A 23272-nucleotide genomic window follows, 5' to 3' on the forward strand; every position below is an offset into this window, starting at 1 on the left:
CGATATCACGGCACTGCTATAATGCGCGGCCCTTCGGTTGTGGGCCAAGGCGAGTATCGTCGGGGTCGCATGCCGAATCAATCGGTTGCATCTTTATCAACCCGTGTGCGGTGCCTGGCATCGACCAGGTGGCGGCGCACCATAGCGTGAGGCAGCAAAATGAAACAAGCGATCCATCCCGAATACAAGAAGGTCTCCGCCACGTGTTCCTGTGGCGCGACTTTCGAGCTGGGCTCCACATCCAAAGACGATTTCTACCTGGATGTTTGCTCGCAGTGCCACCCGTTCTATACCGGTAAGCAGAAGCAGGCGACTACCGGTGGACGTGTCGAACGCTTCAACAAGCGTTTCGGTGCGGCGCTCAAGCGCGACTGAGTCAAGCCAGAACCGCTACGCCGGCGATGCGCCGGCGTTCGAGAAAACCCGCCAAGAATATGGCGGGTTTTTTTATTTTTGAAAGTCGAAAACGACGCTCCGATAAGGTTTGTTTTATGCCTGGTTTGTCAGGCATAAGTTTCAACAAATGGCTGGTAATTGCTTCAAACGGTCGCTTAAAAGTCTTTAATGTCACGAACTTGGCGTAAGTTGTTTGGCGGAATTTTTTTCTATATTCTGGCGATCATGCCTCCATGCAGACGATTGGAAAAAAGCTCATGAGTGACGAAAAAAGACAGGCAGCGCTGGATTATCACGCCAAGCCGATTCCCGGTAAATTATCCGTCGAACTGACCAAGCCCACCGAAACATCGAAACATCTGGCCCTGGCGTATAGCCCTGGAGTGGCCGAGCCGTGTCGCGAGATTGCCAAGGACGTGGAAAACGCCTATCTGTATACCGGCAAGGGCAACTTGGTGGCCGTGGTCTCCGACGGCAGCGCGATCCTCGGCCTGGGGAATCTGGGCCCCCTGGCCAGCAAGCCGGTCATGGAAGGCAAGGGCGTGCTGTTCAAGCGCTTTGCGGGTATCAACTCCGTGGACATTGAGGTCGATGCCGAGAGTCCGCAGGCCTTCATCGATACCGTGGCACGCATCGCTGACACCTGGGGCGGTATCAATCTCGAGGATATAAAAGCGCCGGAGTGCTTCGAGATCGAGCAAGCGTTGATCGAGCAGTGCAATATTCCGGTCTTCCACGATGATCAGCACGGCACGGCCATCGTCACGGCCGCGGGGCTGCTCAATGCCCTGGATATCGCCGGCAAGCGCTTGGAAGATGCCAAGATCGTCTGCCTGGGCGCTGGCGCGGCGGCCATCGCCTGCATGAAGCTGCTGGTCTCGTGTGGTGCGCGCGCCGAGCATATCTACATGCTCGATCGCAAGGGCGTGGTGCACAGCGAGCGTGACGATCTCAACCAGTACAAGGCGATGTTCGCCACCGAGACGTCGCGGCGTACGCTGGATGACGCCATCGAAGGAGCCGACGTCTTCGTGGGGCTTTCCGGGCCTAATCTACTCAAGCCCGAGCAGCTTGAGCGCATGGCGGCGAGTCCAGTGGTTTTTGCGTGCTCCAATCCCGACCCCGAGATTCATCCGGACGTGGCCAACGAGACCCGCGACGATGTGATCATGGCCACCGGGCGTTCCGATTATCCCAACCAGGTCAACAACGTGCTGGGCTTTCCGTTCATCTTCCGTGGGGCGCTGGATGTGCGCGCCACGCGTATCAACGAGGAGATGAAAGTGGCGGCCGTACATGCCTTGAAGGACCTGGCGCGCGAGCCGGTGACCCGCGAGGTGCTGGATGGCTACGGCATTGAGTCACTGGAGTTCGGGCGCGGTTACATCATTCCCACGCCACTGGATTCGCGGCTGCTCGACCGCGTCGCTTCGGCGGTGGCGCAAGCTGCGGTAGATAGCGGCGTGGCGCGCAAGCCTTATCCGGCGCATTATCCGTTGACCAGCATCAAGGACGTTTACGGGCCGCAATAGTCGTGCGCCGAGCAGGCATGATGTCGAAGGGCCGCTCCGGGAGCGGCCCTTTTCGTTGTAGGTCGGGGCGTGTCGCCATTACCAGCTGTAGAGCAGTGACATCGAGGTCGTGCGGTCGGTGTTGGCTTCGGCGCCGTCGGGCGGGCTCGTGTTGTTCTTGACCTCAAAGGACATCTTGAGCGCCAGGTGCGAATTGAGCTGGGAGGTCAACGACGAAATCGAGCGCGTCGTGGTGTTGGGTGCGGCCGCTTCGACAGAAACTGCCTGCTCGAAGTAGGCGCCTTCCGAGATGTTCCAGCGATAGTCGAGTGCAGCATAGGCCAAGCCGAGGTCGTCTTCCTTGCCGTCCTGGTAGGCATCGTGACGATAGCCCGGGCCGAATTCCGTGGACAGTGTATGCGTCGGCCCGTCGAGCCACTGGCGGCCATAGCCGCCGATGGTGGTGAACTGGTAGTCGTAACCGCTGAAACGGTCCTTTTCCCAGCGTCCGAAACCGAACAGATAGTGAGGGCCTTCCAGCTCATAACGCTCGCGGCCGCCCAGCAGATACTGCTCGGTACTGGTTTCATCGTTTTCCTGAACGCTGCGCGTCTCGCCGCGCAGCGTGTGTGTATGGCGTCCCGTCAGCCAGGTGAGACGCCCCTTGGCGAGCAGCGTCCGACTGTTGCTGTTCCCGGAGAGATGCGTATAGCCGAGTTCGGCCTCGCCACTCATCTTGGGGGCATCGTCCTGTGGTGCAGGCGGTGCGTAGAACAAGTCGGCGTGCACCGGGAGTGCGCCACCGAGCAGCATGACGAACAATAGCCATCGCGAGCCTCGCGACACGAGCATGGTGGACTCCCTTTCAAAAACGGTTCTCGGTCAGTGGTGTGGGAGCTGGCGCGCTCATGGGGTGGCCGCTGGGGCCACCCATGGGTAATCGACTAGAAAATGGCATCGTAAGTGCCGGTTCCTTGGGAGCCGCTGCTATCTTCGAGTTCGGGCTGGATCGAACGCGGCTTGTAGTCGGGTAGATTGTCTTTGCGGAAGATTTCCTGCATGCCGCCCGATTGATCGTTGTGCAGGCGCAGTCCGGTCTCGGGGTCGATGCGGACTTTGACGATATCGTCGGGGCGCGAGGGCATGCTTTCGGGCTGGCCTCGAAGCGCCTCACCCATGAACGACTTCCAGATCGGCAAGGCGGCTTGCGAGCCGTATTCACCAGTCGTGGAGTTATCGTCCTTGCCGACCCAGACGGTGGCCACCAGGTCGTCGTTGAAGCCCGAGAACCAGGCGTCGCGCTGATCGTTGGTGGTACCGGTCTTGCCGACGATGTCGGGACGGTTGAGGTCCAGTGCGCCGCGTCCCGTGCCCTTCTCGATGACATCACGCATCATGTCGCGGATGATGTACATCTCTTCGGGCGTGGCTACGCGCTCGGCGATGCGGCGGGTTTCGCCGTCGAATGCGACGGTCTTCTGGTCCGGGTCGCACTCCCGGCATGCCACCACAGGGTTGGCTTCCTCGACCAGCTCGTTTTGGCTGCCATGAGTAACCGACTGGATATACCATGGCGCGACCTTGAAGCCGCCATTAGCCAAGACGGCGTAGGCATTGGCCATTTCCAGCGGTGTCAGCGATGCGCTGCCCAGGGCGAGCGATAGGCCATGCGGCAACCGACCCTTGGCGAAGCCGAAGTTCGTCAGGAATTCGAGCGTATTATCCAAGCCTAGCGACTGCAGCACACGAATCGTGACCAGGTTGCGCGACTGGTAAAGGCCGACGCGCAACCGCGTGGGGCCGCGGAATTCGCCCTCGGCGTTTTCGGGGCGCCAGTCGCCGCCGACATCGGACATGACCACGGGGGCATCGTTGATGACCGTGGCGGCGTTCATCCCATTGTGCAGCGCGGCGAGATAGATGAAGGGTTTGAAGATCGAGCCCGCCTGACGTTGCGCCTGAATGGCGCGGTTGAACTTGCTCGACGAGAAGCTGAAGCCACCCTGAAGGCCACGGATGGCGCCGGTTTTAGGATCCATGATGACGATCGCTGCCTGGGCGCCTGGCACCTGAGAAAGGCGCCAGTCGCCATCCTCGGTGCGCATGACGCGAACCAGGTCGCCACGCTGGGCGATGGCCTCGGCATTGGCCGGTGTCTCGCCGCGCCATTCGGCGCTGTGGTAGGTACGCGCCCAATCAAGCCCATCCCAATCGAGCGTTACGACGTCATCGTCACGCGTCAAGGCACGCATCTGGCGGCCATCGGTATCCACCACGATGCCGGGCTCGAGTGGGCCGTGCCGAGGGGTGCGATCGAGCACCTTGACCCAGTTGCTGACATCCCCGTCGACCCCTTCGACCGACTCCTCGCTGCTCTTGGCGGCTTGGCGCGCGGTCTCCATGACCTCGGGCGATTCGGACAGCTCTTCCTCGAGCCCTTGGGAATCCGTGCGTTCCTGGGCCTCCACCAGGCTAGAGGGGATATCGTTTTCCTCAGCCCCACGCCAGCCATGGCGGGTGTCGTAATCGATGAGCCCGTTGACCAATGCGTCGCGGGCGGAGGCCTGCAGGCGACTGTCGATGGTGGTCTTGATCTGGTAATTGCCGGTATAGGCATCGTCGCCGAAGCGTTCCACGGCGTATTGTCGCGCCATTTCGGCGATATACGGTGCGTTGACCTCATACTGCGAGCGCGGTCGATGCGCGGTGATCGGCGCCTTGACGGCGGCCTGGTACTGAATCGGATCGATGGAGCCGAGTTCGCGCATGCGCAGCAAGACCCAGTTGCGGCGAATCAACGAGCGCTCGGGGTTGTTCAGGGGGTTGAGCGCCGAGGGGGCCTTGGGCAGGCCGGCGAGCATGGCCAGTTGCGGTAAGTCGAGCTCCGCAAGCGGTTTGTCGTAGTAGCCTTCGGCAGCCGCCCCGATGCCGTAAGCGGCATTCCCGAGATAGATCTTGTTGACGTAGAGCTCGAGAATTTCCTGCTTGTCGAGCACCTGCTCCATTTGCAGCGACAGCAGGATCTCGCGAATCTTGCGGGTGAAAGTGCGGTCCAGCGTCAACAGATAGTTGCGCGCTACCTGCATGGTGATGGTGCTGCCGCCTGACTGGATATTGCCGCTGGTGGCAAGCTCCATCGCCGCGCGTGCGAGCCCCTTGGGATCAATGCCGGGATGCTCGAAGAAGCTGGCATCTTCGGCGGCCAGCAGGGCGTCGACGTAGGATTGGGGGATGTCGTCGTAGCTCACCGGCATGCGGCGTTGCTCACCGAACTCGCCGATTAGCTTGTCGTCACGCGTGTAAACGCGCAGCGGTGTCTGCAGTTCGAAGTCCTGCAGTTGACGAACGTCGGGCAAGCCCGGCGCGAAATAGATACCGGCGCCGATGATGGCCAGTACGCAGCCCAGCCCCAAAGACACTATTAGCCATAGGATGGATGTTAACAAGCGTTTGAAAAGCTTCATGAAAAGGCGTTTCCGTCGTCTCGGGTGGCGGTCTGGCCGCAATGAATGGTGCAATCCGTTGCCATCGGCATTATAAGAACGCAGCCGCATAGGGGCTAGCGTTGATGCAAATCGACTGTCACGGCAGTATGCATAATGTAACCTTACGCAATGTGGCGTGCCTCATACGATAGTGTGGCATGCTGATAATAAAGCGGCTTGCCTCGACACAGGGGCAGCGGGTTGGCTCGACGAACGATCATACCGAGCGCCACGCCACGCCGAAGAATATCGCAGGGGTATGACAGTGTGGCGGTTTAAAAAGTCCCAGCAAGGCCTGGTAGGGGTGGATATTACCTCGGCCACCGTCAAATTGATCGAGCTCGATCGCGCGGGGGCGGGCCAACGTATCGCCAGTTACGCCGTGCGTCCATTGCGTGAAGGCGCGGTAGTGGAGCGGCGCATACGCGATCTCGACGAGGTGGCCGCGACGTTGACGCGCGCGGTCGAGCATGCGCGACCGCATTCACGGCATGCGGTCGCGGCGGTCCCCGCCAGCGCCACGATCACCAAGACGCTGACCTATCCGGTCTCCCTCAGCGATGATGAGATCGAGGCCCGCATTCAGCTCGAGTCCGAACGCCATATCCCGTTTCCGCTCAATGAAGTGGCCTTCGATTTCCAGCGCCTGGGACTCAATGCTCGCTACCCCGATCAGCAAGATGTCTTGCTGGTAGCGTGCCGCCTGCAGGACGTCGACCATCTCGCCGATGTTCTTCGTCGTGCCGGACTCGAACCTGCGGCGGTCGACGTGGAATCGTTCGCCATGGAGCGTGCGGCCAGTGAGCTGTTGCGCGACGAGACGCCGGCCGGCCAGACGGAAGAGTGCGCCGCGTTAGTCGATATCGGCGCCAATATGAACGCCTTCCATGTGCTCATCGATGGGCGCATCGCCTACACCCGCGACAACGTGCTGGGCGGTCGCCACTTGACCGAGGAAATACGCAAGCGCTACGGCCTGAGCCTCGAAGAGGCGGGGTTGGCCAAGAAGCGCGGCGGTTTGCCCGAGGATTACGAGCATGAGGTGGTGACGCCGTTCATCGACATGCTGATTCAGCAAATCGGCCGCTCGTTGCAGCTTTATCACACCTCGGGCAAGCCCCGTGATATCCAGCGCCTGATTCTGGCGGGCGGCTCGAGTGTCATTCCGGGGCTGCGTGAACGGCTCGCCGCGCAAAGCGGGTTGGAGGTAGTGATGGCCAACCCGTTCGAGCGCATGCGGGTGGCGTCGCGCGTCGATGTGCAGGCGCTCGCCAGCGATGCGCCGGCGATGCTCACTGCGTGCGGCCTGGCGATGCGGGGGCGGCGATGAGTATTGAAATCAATCTGTTGCCGTGGCGTGAAGCGCATCGGCAGCGGCGCACGCGGCGCTTTTACATGGCTCTATTGGGCGTGGCGGTGCTGGCACTGCTGTGCGCCTTGGGGGTGTCGCGTTGGTATCAAGCGGGGATCGACGCCGAGCGCGGTCGGTTGGCCTTGATCGAGCGCCGGATGGAGGCGCTCGAAAAGGATATCGACACGGTCAAGGATTATCGCGAATTGCGGGGGCGAATGCTCGAGCAGATCGGCCTGATCCGTGAACTGCAATTCAGTCGTCCGCAGACGGTGCGGATTTTCGATCAATTAGCGGCGACGCTGGTCGACGGCGTGCATTACGACCGCCTGGTGCGGGAGGGCGATCGCCTCGAGCTCAGTGGCCTGGCGCGCTCCAATCGACATGTGTCCGAGTTGTTGCGGCAGCTCGATGCCTCGCCTGTGTTCGGCACGCCGGCGCTTTCCGATGTGCAGTCGGACGGCAGCGATGCGACGCTGAAGCGTTTCAATCTCAGTGTCGAGGCGCAAGCGCCTCGCCGTGATGCCGAGGAGACGCCATGAGTCTGCGCTCACAGTGGCGACAGTTGCGCGAGGTGGAGTGGCGCGACCTGGACCTCAAGGAAGCCGGTACGTGGCCGGCGTTGCTGCAGGCGATGTGCTTGGTGGCGCTGTTCCTGGCCATCTTCTGGGTGGCCCAGTGGTACGTCGCCGCGCCGCGCCAGGAAACTCTGGACAGTTTGCAGGAGCGCGAGGGCGAGCTGCTCCAGGAATACGAAACCCGTGCTTATCAGGCAGCCAATCTCGAACAGATGCGCATGCAGATGGCAGAGCTCGACACGCGCATGCAGGCATTGCTGCAAATGCTGCCCACCGACACAGAGATCCCCGCGCTGCTGGATGACATCAGCGATGCGGCGCAGGATCATCGACTCGCGATCGAATCGATCCGACTGCGCTCGCCGGTGCCGCAAGACTTCTATACCGAACAGCCCTTCGATATCCAGGTACGGGGCGGCTATCACGACATTGCCGCCTTCCTGGCCAGCGTGGCGGCGCTGCCGCGTATCGTGACCCTGCATGACTTCTCGCTGTCGCCGGTCGGCGATGGCGATACGCTGCGTCTATCGCTGCTGGCACGTACCTACAGCTATCGCGAAGACGCCGACCCCAAGTCCGGGGGGCGTAACGATGATTGAATGGCTGACGATCCCCCCAAGCTGGCGTTTCCTGCTTGCAGGGCTGGTCGGGATGGTGTTGCTGGGCGGTTGTCGCGATGCCGAGATGACCGATCTGGACGCGCACCTGGATGCCCTACGCCAGCGGCCGGAGGGCAGCATCGAAGCGCTTCCTCCCGCCCCGGTGTATCGCACGGCGCATTATTCGCAGGCCCAGCAGCGCAGCCCGTTCCGTGCCGAACGCCGAGCGCAGGAAAGCGCCGCGACATCGTCGCAGGATGACGGCCCCGACCGTCAGCGTCCGCGAGAGCCCCTGGAGCGCTTTCCGCTGGAACAGCTCGAACTGGTGGGAACCTTGACGGTGGGCGGGCAGCCATCGGCCTTGATCCGCGCGCCCGATGGTAACGTCTATCGTCTTTTCGAAGGCCACTATCTGGGGACCGATTTCGGACGTGCCACGGAGATTCGAGACGCGAGCGTCGAGCTGGTCGAGCGGGTGCGCGATGGCGGCGCTTGGCGTCAGCGGCGGCGTACTCTGGAATTCAACGATTCATCGCAAACCGCCGAATGATGGCGGTACGTACAGGCAGGAGAACTACATGATGCGAACGCTGCGCGACTGGCTGGTGGGCGGGCTCTGCCTCGTGGGGCTGGTCGTCTGTGCCCAGGGACAGGCGGCGACGTTGACATCGCTCGAGTTCGCCCAGCGCGGGGATGGCGGAATCGATGCGTTGCTGGCGTTCGATGGTCCGGCCCCCGAGCCGCATAGCTACCGAAGCGAGTCGCCGGCGCAGATCATCGTCGACCTGCCGGGGACGCAAAACCAGCTCGAGCAACGCCGCTTCGGTATCGATCGTGACGGGGTGCGCGAGGTCAGCGTGGCCGAGACGGGGGAGCGCACGCGTCTGGTTTTCGGTCTCGACGAGCCCCTGCCCTATTCGACCCAGCGTCAGGGGGAGAGCCTTCGCGTGCGCCTGGGAGGAGATGCCGCTGAGCGCGCCACCGCGTTGACGCGCATCCGCGATCTCGATTTTCGGCGCGGCGATAACGGCGGTGGGCGCTTGGTGGTCACGCTCGACCACGGTGGTGTGACACCTGAAACGGACACCGAGGGCGATACCTTGAAAGTAACGTTGCCCGGTGTCCGGCTGCCCGGAGATATGGATCGGATCCTCGACGTCAGCGATTTCGATACGCCAGTGTCGCGCATCGTGCCTCAGTCCGACGATGATGGTGTGACGCTGACGCTCGACAATCGCGAGGCTTTTCAGCACCTGGTCACGCAACGCGGCGATCAGCTGATCGTGGAGGTTCAGCCGCGCGATGATGATACGCGCGCGTTAGAGGGCGATACGCAGGAATATGACGGCGAGCCGGTCAGCCTCAATTTCCAGAACATTCAAGTGCGCGAAGTACTGTCGGTGCTCTCCGACTTCAGTGGGGTCAATATCGTCGCCAGCGATAGCGTCCAGGGCAGCGTGACGCTCAATCTCACGCAGGTGCCGTGGGATCAGGCACTTGATCTGATCCTCAAGAGCCATGGCCTCGCCAGCCGCCGCGAGGGAGATGTGATCGTGGTTGCGCCCGCCGATGAGTTAGCGCAGATGGAGCGCCAGACGCTGGAGAATCGCGCCCAGTCCCAACAGTTGGCCCCGCTGAAGACGGAATACGTGCAAGTGCGTTACGCCAAGGCCACCGATCTCGCCACGATGCTGCGTGGCAGCGAAGGGTTCGGGTTGCTCTCCGAGCGTGGCCGTGTGACGGTCGATGAGCGGACCAATACCTTGCTGGTGCGTGACACGCCCGAGCAATTGGCAGGTATCCGTGGCATGCTCGACAAACTCGACGTGCCGGTGCGTCAGGTGCAGATCGAGGCGCGGATCGTCATCGCCCGTGATACCGCCTCCCAAGAGTTGGGCGTCAACTGGGGCGTCTCGCAAAGCCAGGGTGTTACCTTCGACGAAGACGGCGTGGGGAGCGTGGTCGATCGCAACCCCAGCGGTGCCAATCGTGGCTCCGCGGGTTTATCCGTCGATCTGGGTGATAGTGATGGCAGCGGTTCGGCATTCAGCTTCGGCTATCTTTCCGGCGATGTGCTGCTCGATCTGGAGCTGCGCGCCCTGGAAAGCGAAGGCAAGAGCCAGACCATTTCACAGCCCAAGATCATCACTGCCAACCAGAAGAAGGCGGTGATCAAGCAGGGGCAGGAAATTCCCTACCAAGAGTCGACCTCGTCCGGGGCGACCAACGTGGAATTCAAGGAAGCCGTGCTGTCGCTCGAAGCCACGCCGCAGATCACTCCTGATGGGAGTATCGTCATGGACTTGCTGATCAATAACGATACCGTCTCTGACATGAGCTTCGGTGACGGCGCCCCGGCAATCGATACCAATTCCATCGAAACACAAGTGCTGGTGAACGATGGCGAAACGGTGGTGCTGGGCGGCATACTGACGTCTGAGCAATTGCGCAATCTCTACAAGACGCCGCTGCTCGGTGATTTGCCGTTCATCGGTTCGTTGTTCCGCTATACCCAGGAATCCAACGAAAAGGTAGAATTGTTGATCTTCATTACCCCCAAGATCATCGGAGACGAACAGGCGAATCGCTGATGCAGGGTCTGCCCACGATCATTCTCGTTGGCCCCATGGGCGCGGGGAAAAGCACCATCGGACGCCTGCTGGCAGCCGAGTTGAAGCGCGAGTTTTTCGATAGCGACCATGAAATCGAAGCGCGCTGCGGTGCCAATATTGCCTGGATTTTCGATGTCGAGGGCGAGCGTGGCTTTCGTGATCGTGAAACCCTCATGCTGCGTGAACTGGCTGGCCGCGAGGCCATCGTCCTCGCCACCGGCGGCGGCGCAGTGTTGCGCGAAGATAACCGCCAAGCGCTGCGCGAGCGTGGCACGGTGGTGTATTTGGCGACGTCGGTCGAGCAGCAGATTCGGCGCACGGCCCGTGATCGCAATCGCCCGTTGTTGCGCCAAGGCAATCCCGAGCAGGTGTTGCGCGATCTATTCGCCAAGCGTGACCCGCTTTATCGCGCCACTGCCGACTTGACGGTACGCACTGACCGGCGCGGCCCCAAGGCGGTGGTCAACGAGATCATTCGTCGCACCAAGCGTTTGTCCGATCCACTCGATTTAAAGGCTTGATCATGACCGCCTCGTCCGCATTGCCGTATCAACGTCTGCATGTCGAGCTCGATGCCCGGCGCTATCCCATCCATGTGGGACCGGGGGTGCTCGATGCGCCGGACATGCTGGTGCCGTACCTGGCTGGGCGTCAGGTGATGATCGTCACCAACGAGACGGTGGCGCCGCTGTATCTCGAGCGCCTCAAGCGCACGCTGAGCGGTGACGACCGTGACGTGCGCGAGGTGATCCTTCCCGATGGCGAACATACCAAGACGCTGGCCAGTGTCGAGCGCATCTGGGATGCACTGCTGGCAGCGGGCTTCAATCGTCGTTGCACACTAGTGGCGCTTGGCGGGGGCGTGATCGGCGACATGGCCGGTTACGCAGCGGCGTGCTATCAGCGCGGCGTGGCCTTCGTGCAAGTGCCCACCACCTTGTTATCCCAGGTGGATTCCTCGGTGGGGGGCAAGACCGGCGTCAATCATCCGCGCGGCAAGAACATGATCGGCGCTTTCTGGCAGCCGCGCGCGGTATTGATCGACACCGATACGTTGGCCACGCTGCCGGGTCGAGAGCTATCCGCGGGGCTCGCCGAGGTCATTAAATATGGCCTGATACAGGATGCTGACTTCCTCGCCTGGCTGGAGGCGCGCATGCCGGCGCTGCGCGGGCTCGATGTCGAGGCGCTCACCGAAGCCATTCTGAGGAGCTGTGCGATCAAGGCCGAGATCGTCGCCCGCGACGAGACCGAGCAGGGGCAGCGGGCGCTGCTCAACCTGGGGCATACCTTCGGGCACGCGATCGAAGCGCACCAGGGCTATGGCAACTGGCTTCACGGTGAGGCAGTGGGCGCAGGAATGCTGATGGCTGCCACGCTGTCGCAGCGTCTGGGTTGGCTTTCCACCGAGGATATGGCGCGTGTCGAGACGCTGGTGGCCAGCGCCGGCCTACCGGTGACGGTGCCTGCTGCGATGGGCGTCGAGGCGTTTCTCGCCACGATGCGCCTGGACAAGAAGAACATCGACGCACGCTTGCGCCTGATACTGCTATCTAGATTGGGCGAAGCATGCGTGTATGACGAGACTCCGCCGAATATGCTCGAGGCGCTGCTCGTCGAGTTCCCCCGCGCCTGACGTTCTCTTTTCCCGCCGATCGACTCGCGACGCCTGCCTCCTCGGCAGGCGTTTTGCGTAGGGCCTCGCCGCGTTTGTGCAACGGCGGTTTTCACGCGACAATATGCCTGTATCGGCATGCCTCATGCAGGATCGGCATGAGATGAATCTGGATTTTAGACCAAAGTCGCATGGCTCGATACTCAAGCGTTCAAGCTTGCTAACGCGTTGACATGTCAGGGGTTTTAGTGAGGGTTTGCGGCTAACCCCGCGATTTTGCGCAGCTTTGAGGCAACACGGCAGGTAGTGGAATTGCTTGAGAGGGGGGCAGGGGCTATGCTGGTCGACCTTTTTCACGCCCGATGCGTCACCGCATGACGTGCTTTTCGACCTTCAAAAAATAAAAGATAACCGTGAAGCATAACACGATTATTTCTGGACACAAGTTTCAAAATTTTGTGAGGCACGCCCATGATGAGAGGCCTTCACCAGCCTGGCGAGTTCCGTGACAACTGCGGTTTTGGCTTGATCGCCCACATGGAAGGGCAGGCGAGTCATGACCTGCTCAAGACCGCGATCGAATCCCTGACTTGCATGACCCACCGTGGCGGCATTGCCGCCGACGGTAAGACCGGCGATGGCTGCGGTCTGCTGTTCAAGATGCCCACTGACTTCATGCGTGCCGTCGCGCGCGAAGATCTGGGCGTCGTATTGGGTGAGCGCTTCGCCGTGGGGAGTGTGTTTCTGCCCGATGACGATGCCCGCGAAGCCCATGCGCGGGAAGTGCTCGATGCCCAGCTGAAGGCGCGCGGTCTGCGTGTCAGCGGCTGGCGCGACGTGCCCACCGACGCGTCGGTGTGTGGCCCCATGGCCCTTGAGTGTCTGCCGCGCATTCGCCAGGTCTTCGTCGAAGCGGAAGACGAGCGCGACACGCAAGCCTTCAATGTCGATCTGTTCATGGCGCGGCGCTATGCCGAACAAGCGCTCAAGGACGAAGACGACTTCTATATCTGTTCGTTGTCCTCCGAGGTCGTGTCCTATAAAGGCTTGATGATGCCTGCGGACCTGCCGACCTTCTATCGCGACCTGGGCGACGAGCGGCTGCACACGGCGATCTGCGTGTTTCACCAGCGCTTTTCCACCAATACCGCGCCGCGCTGGCCCTTGGCGCAGCCCTTTAGGTTCATGGCCCATAACGGCGAGATCAACACGGTCGAAGCCAACCGTGGCTGGGCTAACGCGCGCAAGGAAAACTTCCTGTCGCCGTTGTTACCGGAAATCACTGAGCTCGATGAAATCGTCAACACCTCGGGGTCCGACTCCTCCAGCATGGACAACATGCTCGAGGTGTTGCTGACCGGCGGCATGGATCTTTATAACGCCGTACGCATGATGGTGCCGCCGGCGTGGCAGAACGTCGAAACCATGGACGGCGATCTGCGTGCCTTCTATGAATACAACTCCATGCATATGGAGCCATGGGACGGCCCTGCCGGTCTGGTGATGACCGATGGCCGCCATGCGGTGTGCATGCTCGACCGTAACGGCTTGCGCCCGGCACGCTGGGTGATCACCGAGAACGGCTACATCACCTTATCCTCCGAGATCGGTGTCTACGACTACAAGCCAGAAGATGTCATCGCCAAGGGCCGTGTGGGCCCGGGGCAAATCCTTGCCGTGGACACCCACACCGGCGAAGTCCTGCACACGCCCGACGTCGACGAGCGTCTGCGCTCGGCGTATCCCTATCGGCGCTGGCTGAAGCAGCATGCGCATTACCTGGAGTCCGCGTTGACCGAGCTGGCGCGATTCCAGCCCATGGCCGGCAATGAACTCAACGTCTACCAGAAGATGTTCCAGGTGACGTTCGAAGAGCGTGATCAGCTGTTGCGCCCGTTGGCCGAAGGCGGCCAGGAGGCGGTGGGTTCGATGGGCGACGATACGCCGATGGCCGTACTGTCGCGCCATGGGCGCTTGCTGACCGATTACTTTCGGCAAAAGTTCGCCCAGGTCACCAATCCGGCCATCGACCCGTTGCGCGAAGCGATCGTGATGTCGCTGGAAACCTGCTGCGGCGCCGAGTTGAATGTCTTCGAGGCGACCCCCGAGCACGCGCATCGCTTGATTCTGACCACGCCGGTGCTGTCGCCGCGCAAGTTCACCGCCTTGGTCACCCAGGAGGACCCGGCATTCGCCAGCCATAAGCTGAGCCTGAGTTACGACCCTGATCACGATACGCTCAAGCAGGCGCTGCTCGCTCTGTGTCAACGTGCCGAGGACGCGGCTCGAGAAGGCAAAGTGGTGCTAGTGCTCTCGGATGCCGACTTGGAACGCGGCAAGTTGCCGATTCATGCCGTGCTGGCGGTGGGGGCGATCCATCACCATCTGGGCCGCAAGGCCTTACGGCCGCGCGTCAACCTGGTAGTAGAGACCGGCTATGCACGCGACGCTCATCAGATGGCGGTGCTGTTCGGCGTGGGGGCCACAGCGGTCTATCCGTATCTGGCCTACCAAGTCATGGCCGACATGCACAACACTGGCGAGCTGACCGGCAACCCGGCGGATGCCCGTGAAAACTACCGCAAAGGCATGCAAAAGGGGCTCTATAAGATTCTCTCCAAGATGGGAATCTCGACGCTGGCCTCCTATCGCGGTTCGCAGCTATTCGAAGCGGTGGGGCTTTCCTCCGAGGTCATGGAGTTGTGCTTTGCCGGCATGGCGTCGCGCATCGAGGGCGCCGGCTTCGCCGAGCTGCAACTACAGCAGGAACTGCTGGCCCGCGATGCCTGGATTCCGCGCAAGGGCATTCGTCAGGGCGGCTTGGTGAAGTACGTTCATGATCATGAATACCACGCCTACAACCCGGACGTGGTCATGCAGTTGCAAAGCGCGGTGCAAAGCGGCGACTACGCCAAGTGGAAACAGTTCGCACAGACCGTCAACGAGCGCTCGGTGGCCACCATCCGTGACCTGCTGACGCTCAAACCGGCCCCTGAGCCGTTGCCGCTCGACGAGGTCGAGCCGGTCGAGAATCTGCTGCCGCGTTTCGACAGCGCCGGCATGTCGCTCGGTGCGCTGTCACCCGAGGCCCATGAGGCGATGGCGCAAGCCATGAACGAGACCGGCGGGCGCTCCAACTCCGGTGAGGGCGGTGAGGATCCGGCGCGCTACGGCACCATTCGCTCGTCGAAGATCAAGCAGATCGCCTCCGGGCGTTTCGGCGTGACACCGGCCTATTTGGTCAATGCCGAGGTGCTGCAGATCAAGGTCGCGCAGGGCGCCAAGCCCGGCGAGGGTGGGCAACTGCCCGGTGGCAAGGTCAACGAGCTGATCGCCCGGCTACGCTACGCGGTGCCAGGGGTAACGCTGATCTCGCCGCCGCCGCATCACGACATCTATTCCATCGAGGATCTGGCGCAGTTGATCTTCGATTTGAAGCAGGTCAATCCGGATGCCCAGGTGTCGGTGAAGCTGGTCTCCGAGCCCGGCATCGGCACCATCGCCACCGGCGTGGCCAAGGCCTACGCCGACCTGATCACCGTCTCCGGCTACGATGGCGGTACCGCGGCGAGCCCGCTGACCTCGATCAAGCATGCCGGCTCCCCGTGGGAGCTGGGGCTGCCCGAAGTACATCAGGCGCTGCGCATCAACAGCCTGCGCGACAAGATTCGCCTGCAGACCGACGGCGGCCTCAAGACCGGCCTCGACGTGGTCAAGGCGGCGATTCTCGGCGCCGAGAGCTTCGGCTTCGGCACCGCGCCGATGGTGGCGCTGGGGTGCAAGTATCTGCGCATCTGCCACCTCAACAACTGTGCCACTGGCGTTGCGACCCAGCACCAGCATCTGCGCGACGAGCATTTCCGCGGCACCGTGGACATGGTCAAGCACTACTTCCGCTTCATCGCCGAAGAAGTGCGCGAGCTGATGGCGCTGCTCGGCGTGCGCCAGCTGACCGATTTGATCGGACGTACCGACCTGCTCGAGATCCTCGAAGGTGAGACGGCGTCGCAGCGCAAGCTCGACTTGATGCCGCTGCTGCAGAACGATCACGTGCCCGAGGGGGCGCCGCAGTTCTGCCAGGTCGGTCGCAACGAGCCGCACGACCCCGGCGCCAAGAACCAGGAGGTGTTGGAGGCCTTGCTGCCGGCCATCGAGGCCAAGTCGGGCGGTGAGTTCAGTTTCCGGATCACCAACTGTGACCGTAGCGTGGGCGCTCGGGTGTCCGGTGAAATCGCCAAGCGCTACGGTGAGCCGGGCCTTGAAGACGCGCCGATCACCGCGCGTTTCACCGGCGTGGCCGGCCAGAGTTTCGGTGTGTGGAACGCGCGTGGGTTGCAGCTCTACCTAGAAGGTGACGCCAACGATTACGTCGGCAAGGGCATGAACGGTGGCAAGGTGGTCATCGTGCCGCCACGCGAGAGCCGTTTCGAAAGCCACAAGACGGCGATCATCGGCAATACCTGCCTGTATGGCGCGACCGGCGGCAGGCTGTTCGCGGCGGGCACGGCAGGTGAGCGCTTCGCGGTACGCAACTCCGGTGTGCATGCGGTCATCGAGGGTGCCGGCGATCACTGCTGCGAATACATGACCGGCGGCTTGGTCGCCGTGCTCGGCGAGACCGGCATCAACTTCGGGGCGGGCATGACCGGCGGGTTCGCGTATGTACTCGACGAAGATCGCACCTTCGTCGACAAGTACAACCACGAGCTGGTCGAGATCCATCGCATCAATACCGAGGTCATGGAAGCCTATCGGCGCCACCTGCGGGAGATGATCGAGGAATACGTCGCTGAAACCGGTTCTGCGCGGGGGCAGGCGATCCTCGAGGATTTCTCCGACTTCATCCGGCATTTCTGGCTGGTGAAGCCCAAGGCAGCAAGCCTCAACGGTCTGCTGGCCCAATCACGGCGTCAGCCGGAATAAGAGCCGTCGGCGGCCCGAGTAGCGCCTAGCGCTACTCGCTGAATACGAGGAGAGACGATCATGGCAAACCGTCTGAATAACGATTTCCAGTTCATCGATGTCGGCCGGCAGGACCCCGAGAAAAAGGATGCGCGCGCCCGAGCGCGCGAGTTCGCCGAGATCTACGAGCCTTACAAGCCCAGCGAGGCGGCCAGCCAGGCGCACCGCTGTCTGCATTGCGGCAATCCATATTGCGAGTGGAAGTGCCCGGTTCACAATTACATCCCCAACTGGTTGAAGCTGGTCAGTGAGGGCAACATCCTCGAGGCGGCGGAGATGTCGCATCGCACCAACTCGTTACCCGAGGTGTGCGGTCGCGTGTGCCCGCAGGACCGTCTCTGCGAGGGTGACTGCACGCTGAACGACGGCTTCGGTGCGGTGACCATCGGCTCGGTGGAGAAGTACATCACCGACACGGCCTTCGCCATGGGCTGGCGGCCGGACATGTCCAAGGTCGAGTGGACCGACAAGCGGGTCGCGGTGATTGGTGCCGGCCCGGCGGGATTGGGCTGTGCCGACATTCTGGTGCGTAACGGCGTCAAGCCGGTGGTATTCGACAAACATCCCGAAATCGGCGGGCTGCTGACCTTCGGCATTCCCGAGTTCAAGCTCGAGAAGAATGTCATGAAGCGTCGTCGCGCGGTGTTCGAGGAAATGGGCGTCGAATTCCGCCTGGGTGTGGAAATTGGCGGCGATGTGTCCCATGAGGCGCTGCTCGACGAATTCGATGCCGTGTTCATGGGCATGGGCACCTACAAGTACATGGAAGGCGGCTTCCCCGGCGAGGATTTGTCCGGGGTCCACAAGGCGTTGGATTTTCTGGTCGCCAATGTCAATCACTGCCTGGGCTTCGAGAAGGACCCTGACGATTATGTGTCGCTCGAGGGCCAGCGCGTCGTGGTGTTGGGAGGCGGTGATACGGCGATGGACTGCAACCGGACCTCGATTCGTCAGGGGGCGGCCAGCGTGACCTGCGCCTACCGCCGTGACGAGGACAACATGCCGGGGTCGCGCAAGGAAGTCGCCAACGCCCGCGAGGAAGGCGTGGAGTTCCTGTTCAATCGCCAGCCAGTAGCCATTGTCGGCGAGGACAAGGTCGAGGGCGTCAAGTTAGTGCGCACGCGTCTCGGTGAGCCGGATGCCAATGGGCGTCAGCGTCCCGAGGTGGTGCCGGGCTCGGAAGAAGTGTTCGCCGCCGATGCGGTGATCATCGCTTTCGGGTTCCAGCCCAACCCTGCCGATTGGTTCGACACGGTGGGTATCGACCTCGACGAACGTGGACGCGTCAAGGCGCCGGCACAGGGCGGCTTCGCCTTCCAGACAAGCCATGAAAAGATCTTTGCCGGTGGCGACATGGTGCGTGGCTCCGACTTGGTGGTCACTGCGGTCTATGAAGGCCGTCAGGCCGGTGAGGGTATCCTCGACTACCTCGGCGTCTGAGTCTCGGCTGCGGGCCATGGAGGCCTGATCCGGTATCGGGTGGGAGCGAATTTATTCGCGATGGAGTTGGCGCCGTCGGGAACAAGTTCCCTCCCACCGGATTGCGGGCTACGAGCATGGCAGAGTCATCGTCCTGCTCGTAGCCCGTAGCTCAAATTGAGCGCTCGTGGGGAATCTGCTATTCTGGCGTCCCATCCAGGCCCGGTTCTCTCCACGGCCTTCAGACCACGTTTCGACAGGTTTTCCATGACGCGATATATCTTCGTGACCGGCGGTGTTGTGTCCTCTCTCGGCAAGGGCATTGCCTCCGCTTCCCTCGCGGCGATCCTCGAGGCGCGCGGCCTCAAGGTCACCATCCTCAAGCTGGACCCGTACATCAATGTCGATCCCGGCACGATGAGCCCGTTCCAGCACGGCGAGGTGTTCGTCACCGAAGATGGCGCCGAGACCGATCTCGACCTGGGCCACTACGAGCGTTTCATCCGCACCAAGATGACCCAGAGCAACAACTTCACCACCGGGCGCGTCTACGAGCACGTGCTACGCAAGGAGCGCCGCGGCGATTATCTGGGCGGGACCGTGCAGGTGATTCCGCATATCACCGACGAGATCAAACGCCGGGTCTATGAAGGTGGCGATGGGTTCGATGTCGCGTTAGTGGAAATCGGTGGGACGGTAGGTGATATCGAATCGCTGCCGTTTCTCGAAGCGACGCGTCAGATCCGTAGCGAGAAGGGCGCCAGCCAGGCACTCTTCATGCATCTCACGCTGGTGCCCTACATCAAGACCGCCGGGGAGACCAAGACCAAGCCGACCCAGCACAGCGTCAAGGAATTGCGCTCCATCGGCATCCAGCCGGATATTCTCATCTGTCGTAGCGAGGTCGAGCTCGAGGAAAGCGAGCGGCGCAAGATCGCGCTGTTCACCAACGTCGAGGAGCGCGCCGTGGTGCCGCTGCAGGATGCCGATACCATCTATCGTATCCCGCTGATGCTGCATGAGCATGGTTTGGACGACATCATCTGCGACAAGCTGCGCCTCGAGGCCGATGAAGTCGATCTCGGCGAATGGGTACACGTTCTGGATGCCAAGCTGAACCCGCTCAAGTCAGTCAATATCGCCATGGTCGGCAAGTACATGGAGTTGCTCGACGCCTACAAGTCGCTCAACGAGGCGTTGATCCATGCCGGTATTCAAGGACGGGTCAAGGTCAACATCGACTACATCGACTCCGAAGATATCGAGCGCCACGGTACCGAACGCCTTGCCGGCAAGGATGCGATTCTGGTGCCCGGTGGCTTCGGCGAGCGTGGCGTGGAAGGCAAGATCGCCACCGCCCGTTATGCCCGCGAGAATAAAGTGCCGTACCTGGGCATCTGTTTGGGCATGCAGGTGGCGGTCATCGAATATGCGCGCCATGTCGCGGGTTGGGCAGATGCCAACTCCACCGAATTCACCCACGACACGCAGCATCCGGTAGTGGGGCTGATTACCGAATGGGTCAATCCCGAGGGCAAGATCGAGCTGCGCGATGCGGCGTCCGATCTGGGCGGCACCATGCGGCTCGGCGGCCAGGTGTGCCACCTCAAGTCGGGCACGCGGGCACACGCGGCCTATGGCCTGGAGGACATCACCGAACGCCACCGTCATCGCTTCGAGGTCAACAACCAGTTCGTCGAGGCTCTGGAGGACGCCGGTTTGGTGATTTCCGGCAAGAGCGCCGACCACTCCCTGGTCGAGATGATCGAGCTGCCCGATCATCCTTGGTACGTGGCGTGTCAGTTCCACCCGGAGTTCACCTCCACCCCGCGCGATGGGCATCCGCTGTTCTCCGGCTTCATCAATGCCGCGCTGGAGTACAAGGCTGCGGTCGCGCGGGCGCGTGCACAACAGCAGAACTGAGGAAGCACTATGGCCGAGACATCCAAACAGATTGAGTTTGCCGGCCTCAAGGCCGGCAATTCATTACCGCTGACGCTGTTCGGCGGCATGAACGTGCTCGAATCCCGCGAGATGGCCCTGGAAGTGGCCGAGGCGTATGTCGAGGTCACCGGACGCTTGGGCATGCCCTATGTGTTCAAGTCGAGCTTCGACAAGGCCAACCGCAGCTCGATTCACTCGTATCGTGGCCCGGGCCTGGAAAAAGGCCTCGAATGGCTGGCCGAGATCAAGTCGCGCTTTGGTGTGCCGGTAATCACCGACGTACACGAACCCTGGCAGGCCAAGCCCGTCGCCGAGGTGGCCGACGTCATCCAACTGCCGGCCTTCCTGGCCCGTCAGACCGATCTGGTGGTGGCAATGGCCGAGACCGGCGCGGCGATCAACATCAAGAAGCCGCAATTCATCGCCCCGCATGAGATGCGTCACATCATTCGCAAGTGCGAGGAAGCCGGTAATTCGCGGCTGATACTCTGCGAGCGCGGCTCGAGCTTCGGCTACAACAATCTGGTGGTCGACATGCTGGGCTTCGGGGAAATGAAAAAGACGGGCTATCCGGTCTTCTTCGATGTCACGCATGCGCTTCAGCAACCCGGTGGCCGCGCCGACAGCGCCGACGGACGTCGTGCGCAGGTTGCTGATCTGGCGCGTGCGGGCGTCGCAGTGGGGCTGGCGGGGCTGTTCCTCGAGGCGCACCCTGATCCCGACAACGCCAAGTGCGATGGCCCCTGTGCCTTGCCCCTGAATCGGCTCGAGGGCTTCTTGAGCCAACTCAAGTCGATCGACGACATGGTCAAGGGTTTCGCGCCCCTGGAGATCGACTGAGACGCCGACGAATGCAATAGTCGAGTACACGACGAGCGGAGCCGCCCGTAGCGGTCAACGTGATCGCTACCCTCTCGATATGCTGAAACGACCCATCGTTAACACGAGGATGACTCGCAATGGCTGAGATTAAAGATATCCACGCCCTCGAGGTGTTGGACTCCCGCGGCAATCCGACCGTTCAGGCCGATGTGGTGCTGGCGAGTGGCGTGCGTGGCACGGCTTGCGCGCCGAGCGGCGCCTCCACCGGTTCACGCGAAGCGCTGGAGCTGCGCGATGGAGACAAGTCGCGTTATCTGGGCAAGGGCGTGCTCAAGGCGGTCGAGGCCGTCAACGGCAAGATCCGCGACGCTTTGGTGGGCAAGGATGCGCTCGATCAGCGTGGCCTGGATAACGACATGCTCGAGCTGGATGGCACTGACAACAAAGCGGGACTCGGTGCCAACGCCATTCTCGCTGTGTCGCTCGCCGCCGCCAAGGCCGCTGCCATCGAGAAGGGCGTGCCGCTCTATGCGCACATCGCCGAACTGTACGGTCAGCCGGGGCAGTTCCGCATGCCGGTGCCGATGATGAATATCCTCAATGGCGGCGAGCACGCCGACAACAACGTCGATATTCAGGAATTCATGATTCAGCCGGTCGGCGCACCCGACTTCCGCGAAGCACTGAGGATGGGCGCCGAGATTTTCCATACCCTGAAGAAGGTACTCGCCGCGCGCGGTCTGTCGACCTCGGTGGGCGACGAGGGCGGTTTCGCCCCCAATCTGGCATCCAACGCCGAGGCGCTGGCGGTGATCCAGGAGGCCGTGGAAAAGGCCGGTTACACCATGGGCAAGGACGTGACCCTGGCGTTGGACTGTGCCTCCTCAGAGTTCTACCAGGACGGTCAGTACAACCTTTCGGGCGAAGGCAAGTCCTACGACGCTGACGGCTTCGTCGACTATCTCGCGGCACTGTGCGATCAGTATCCGATCGTCTCCATCGAGGATGGCATGGATGAGTCCGACTGGGCGGGCTGGAAAGCCCTGACCGACAAGTTGGGCAACAAGATTCAGTTGGTCGGTGACGACTTGTTCGTGACCAACACGCGGATTCTCAAGCGCGGCATCGACGAGCACATCGGTAACTCCATCTTGATCAAGTTCAACCAGATCGGCTCGCTCTCAGAGACGCTGGACGCCATCAAGATGGCGCAGGACGCCGGCTTCACGGCGGTCATCTCGCATCGCAGTGGTGAGACCGAAGATACCACCATCGCTGATCTGGCCGTGGGTACGTCCGCCGGCCAGATCAAAACCGGCTCGCTGTGCCGCAGTGATCGTGTGGCCAAGTACAACCGCTTGCTGGTCATCGAGCAGGCCTTGGGGGGACAGGCTACCTATCCCGGCTTGGCCACTATCAAGGGCCAGGGCTGACGCCGGACGCAAAGCCTACGTCTACGACATCCCGGTAGTAGCACTCACGGCGGCCTTCAGGGCCGCCGTGAGTGTTTTGTGAGTAAGCATTATCTCCATTTCTTGTAAGAGATTTCCTACAAAAAATGCCCTCAATGTGTGATAAATCTCGATGATCGACGCAATAGATACGCTTTCTATCGGATTATCTATCTGTTTTTAAAGATAATTTACTGTGATGTGGTGTCTGGTTGCAGGAAAGCGGCGGTCAAATGACCCGCTTGTCGCGATGGGCAGGATTGGTAAAAATGCTATTGCACAGGATGAGCAAAGGCATTGCTTACCTGGAGGCAGATTGGGATGCAGCAAGGTGCGCCTGTCGTGGAGGGAGCCCATGGCAGGCATGGAGCGCACCTCGGGAGTCGAGCGGAGGGAGCCGCTCAGGGATGAATGGGATGCAGCGGCCTTCGGGCCGCTTTTTTTTGTCTTGCCGTTGCCTGTTTGACCAAAAAAAGCCGACCTCATTGAAAGGCCGGCGTTGCGTGGTGCGCCGCGGATATTGGCGA

General features: G+C 61.6%; 16 protein-coding genes. 14 read left to right on the forward strand and 2 right to left on the reverse strand.

Annotation, left to right across the window (positions count from 1 at the left end; translation table 11 throughout):
* The first annotated feature begins 159 nt into the window (after positions 1-159).
* Together rpmE and L1075_RS07330 are read left to right on the forward strand one after the other, a co-directional pair.
* Positions 160-375: a 50S ribosomal protein L31 gene (gene rpmE, locus L1075_RS07325; protein ID WP_040239602.1), complete on the forward strand. Its 216-nt coding sequence runs from the start codon at positions 160-162 to the stop codon at positions 373-375.
* A gap of 278 nt (positions 376-653) precedes the next feature.
* On the forward strand, positions 654-1928 hold the full coding sequence (locus tag L1075_RS07330) for a malic enzyme-like NAD(P)-binding protein (protein WP_246941178.1): 1275 nt from the start codon (positions 654-656) through the stop codon (positions 1926-1928).
* Between the two features lie 78 nt (positions 1929-2006).
* Here the strand turns inward: L1075_RS07330 and L1075_RS07335 are convergent, their stop codons facing one another.
* Entirely contained in the window at positions 2007-2759 is a 753-nt protein-coding gene (locus L1075_RS07335; RefSeq protein ID WP_246941181.1) for a DUF481 domain-containing protein, read from the reverse strand.
* A 92-nt stretch (positions 2760-2851) separates the two neighbouring features.
* The gene (locus L1075_RS07340; protein ID WP_246941184.1) at positions 2852-5371 is read right to left on the reverse strand and encodes a penicillin-binding protein 1A; all 2520 of its coding nucleotides are present in this window, start codon (positions 5369-5371) and stop codon (positions 2852-2854) included.
* A gap of 280 nt (positions 5372-5651) precedes the next feature.
* Between L1075_RS07340 and pilM the strand changes: the two genes are divergently transcribed.
* The 12 genes from pilM (at position 5652) to eno (ending at position 22727) form a co-directional block, all read left to right on the forward strand.
* The gene (gene pilM, locus L1075_RS07345) at positions 5652-6722 is read left to right on the forward strand and encodes a type IV pilus assembly protein PilM (RefSeq protein WP_246941187.1); all 1071 of its coding nucleotides are present in this window, start codon (positions 5652-5654) and stop codon (positions 6720-6722) included.
* Positions 6719-7285 carry a PilN domain-containing protein gene (locus tag L1075_RS07350; protein ID WP_246941190.1) on the forward strand — a complete coding sequence of 189 codons (567 nt, stop codon included), beginning with the start codon at positions 6719-6721 and terminating at the stop codon, positions 7283-7285. The genes pilM and L1075_RS07350 overlap by 4 nt, the downstream gene beginning before the upstream one ends.
* Positions 7282-7920 carry a type IV pilus inner membrane component PilO gene (locus L1075_RS07355; protein ID WP_246941193.1) on the forward strand — a complete coding sequence of 213 codons (639 nt, stop codon included), beginning with the start codon at positions 7282-7284 and terminating at the stop codon, positions 7918-7920. Before L1075_RS07350 ends, L1075_RS07355 begins: the two co-directional genes overlap by 4 nt.
* Entirely contained in the window at positions 7913-8470 is a 558-nt protein-coding gene (locus L1075_RS07360; protein ID WP_246941196.1) for a pilus assembly protein PilP, read from the forward strand. The genes L1075_RS07355 and L1075_RS07360 overlap by 8 nt, the downstream gene beginning before the upstream one ends.
* Positions 8471-8498: 28 nt before the next feature.
* Complete coding sequence (locus tag L1075_RS07365; RefSeq protein ID WP_246941198.1) at positions 8499-10511, forward strand: type IV pilus secretin PilQ; 2013 nt, start codon at positions 8499-8501, stop codon at positions 10509-10511.
* Entirely contained in the window at positions 10511-11053 is a 543-nt protein-coding gene (gene aroK / locus L1075_RS07370; RefSeq protein WP_075367924.1) for a shikimate kinase AroK, read from the forward strand. The genes L1075_RS07365 and aroK overlap by 1 nt, the downstream gene beginning before the upstream one ends.
* Positions 11054-11055: 2 nt before the next feature.
* Positions 11056-12168, forward strand: coding sequence for a 3-dehydroquinate synthase (gene aroB / locus L1075_RS07375; protein WP_246941200.1), 1113 nt, complete (start codon positions 11056-11058; stop codon positions 12166-12168).
* 450 nt (positions 12169-12618) lie between these two features.
* Positions 12619-17070, forward strand: a complete 4452-nt coding sequence (gene gltB, locus L1075_RS07380; RefSeq protein WP_246941202.1) for a glutamate synthase large subunit — start codon at positions 12619-12621, stop codon at positions 17068-17070.
* Positions 17071-17130: 60 nt separating this feature from the next.
* On the forward strand, positions 17131-18549 hold the full coding sequence (locus L1075_RS07385; protein WP_040239618.1) for an FAD-dependent oxidoreductase: 1419 nt from the start codon (positions 17131-17133) through the stop codon (positions 18547-18549).
* 246 nt (positions 18550-18795) lie between these two features.
* Positions 18796-20451, forward strand: a complete 1656-nt coding sequence (pyrG, locus tag L1075_RS07390; RefSeq protein WP_246941204.1) for a CTP synthase — start codon at positions 18796-18798, stop codon at positions 20449-20451.
* A 9-nt stretch (positions 20452-20460) separates the two neighbouring features.
* On the forward strand, positions 20461-21312 hold the full coding sequence (gene kdsA, locus L1075_RS07395) for a 3-deoxy-8-phosphooctulonate synthase (protein WP_246941206.1): 852 nt from the start codon (positions 20461-20463) through the stop codon (positions 21310-21312).
* 119 nt (positions 21313-21431) lie between these two features.
* Positions 21432-22727, forward strand: a complete 1296-nt coding sequence (gene eno / locus L1075_RS07400; protein WP_040239623.1) for a phosphopyruvate hydratase — start codon at positions 21432-21434, stop codon at positions 22725-22727.
* Positions 22728-23272 lie beyond the last annotated feature (545 nt).

It is taken from the genome of Chromohalobacter beijerinckii (assembly GCF_023061185.1).
Taxonomy (GTDB): domain Bacteria; phylum Pseudomonadota; class Gammaproteobacteria; order Pseudomonadales; family Halomonadaceae; genus Chromohalobacter; species Chromohalobacter beijerinckii.

Excerpts from the sequence above, each read along its gene's own strand:
- aroK (WP_075367924.1), top strand. The coding sequence starts at position 10,511 with ATGCAGGGTCTGCCCACGATCATTCTCGTTGGCCCCATGGGCGCGGGG.
- kdsA (WP_246941206.1), top strand. The coding sequence starts at position 20,461 with ATGGCCGAGACATCCAAACAGATTGAGTTTGCCGGCCTCAAGGCCGGC.
- rpmE (WP_040239602.1), top strand. The coding sequence starts at position 160 with ATGAAACAAGCGATCCATCCCGAATACAAGAAGGTCTCCGCCACGTGT.
- L1075_RS07350 (WP_246941190.1), top strand. The coding sequence starts at position 6,719 with ATGAGTATTGAAATCAATCTGTTGCCGTGGCGTGAAGCGCATCGGCAG.
- L1075_RS07385 (WP_040239618.1), top strand. The coding sequence starts at position 17,131 with ATGGCAAACCGTCTGAATAACGATTTCCAGTTCATCGATGTCGGCCGG.
- L1075_RS07365 (WP_246941198.1), top strand. The coding sequence starts at position 8,499 with ATGATGCGAACGCTGCGCGACTGGCTGGTGGGCGGGCTCTGCCTCGTG.
- pilM (WP_246941187.1), top strand. The coding sequence starts at position 5,652 with ATGACAGTGTGGCGGTTTAAAAAGTCCCAGCAAGGCCTGGTAGGGGTG.
- aroB (WP_246941200.1), top strand. The coding sequence starts at position 11,056 with ATGACCGCCTCGTCCGCATTGCCGTATCAACGTCTGCATGTCGAGCTC.
- L1075_RS07360 (WP_246941196.1), top strand. The coding sequence starts at position 7,913 with ATGATTGAATGGCTGACGATCCCCCCAAGCTGGCGTTTCCTGCTTGCA.
- pyrG (WP_246941204.1), top strand. The coding sequence starts at position 18,796 with ATGACGCGATATATCTTCGTGACCGGCGGTGTTGTGTCCTCTCTCGGC.
- L1075_RS07340 (WP_246941184.1), bottom strand. The coding sequence starts at position 5,371 with ATGAAGCTTTTCAAACGCTTGTTAACATCCATCCTATGGCTAATAGTG.
- eno (WP_040239623.1), top strand. The coding sequence starts at position 21,432 with ATGGCTGAGATTAAAGATATCCACGCCCTCGAGGTGTTGGACTCCCGC.
- L1075_RS07335 (WP_246941181.1), bottom strand. The coding sequence starts at position 2,759 with ATGCTCGTGTCGCGAGGCTCGCGATGGCTATTGTTCGTCATGCTGCTC.
- L1075_RS07355 (WP_246941193.1), top strand. The coding sequence starts at position 7,282 with ATGAGTCTGCGCTCACAGTGGCGACAGTTGCGCGAGGTGGAGTGGCGC.
- L1075_RS07330 (WP_246941178.1), top strand. The coding sequence starts at position 654 with ATGAGTGACGAAAAAAGACAGGCAGCGCTGGATTATCACGCCAAGCCG.
- gltB (WP_246941202.1), top strand. The coding sequence starts at position 12,619 with ATGATGAGAGGCCTTCACCAGCCTGGCGAGTTCCGTGACAACTGCGGT.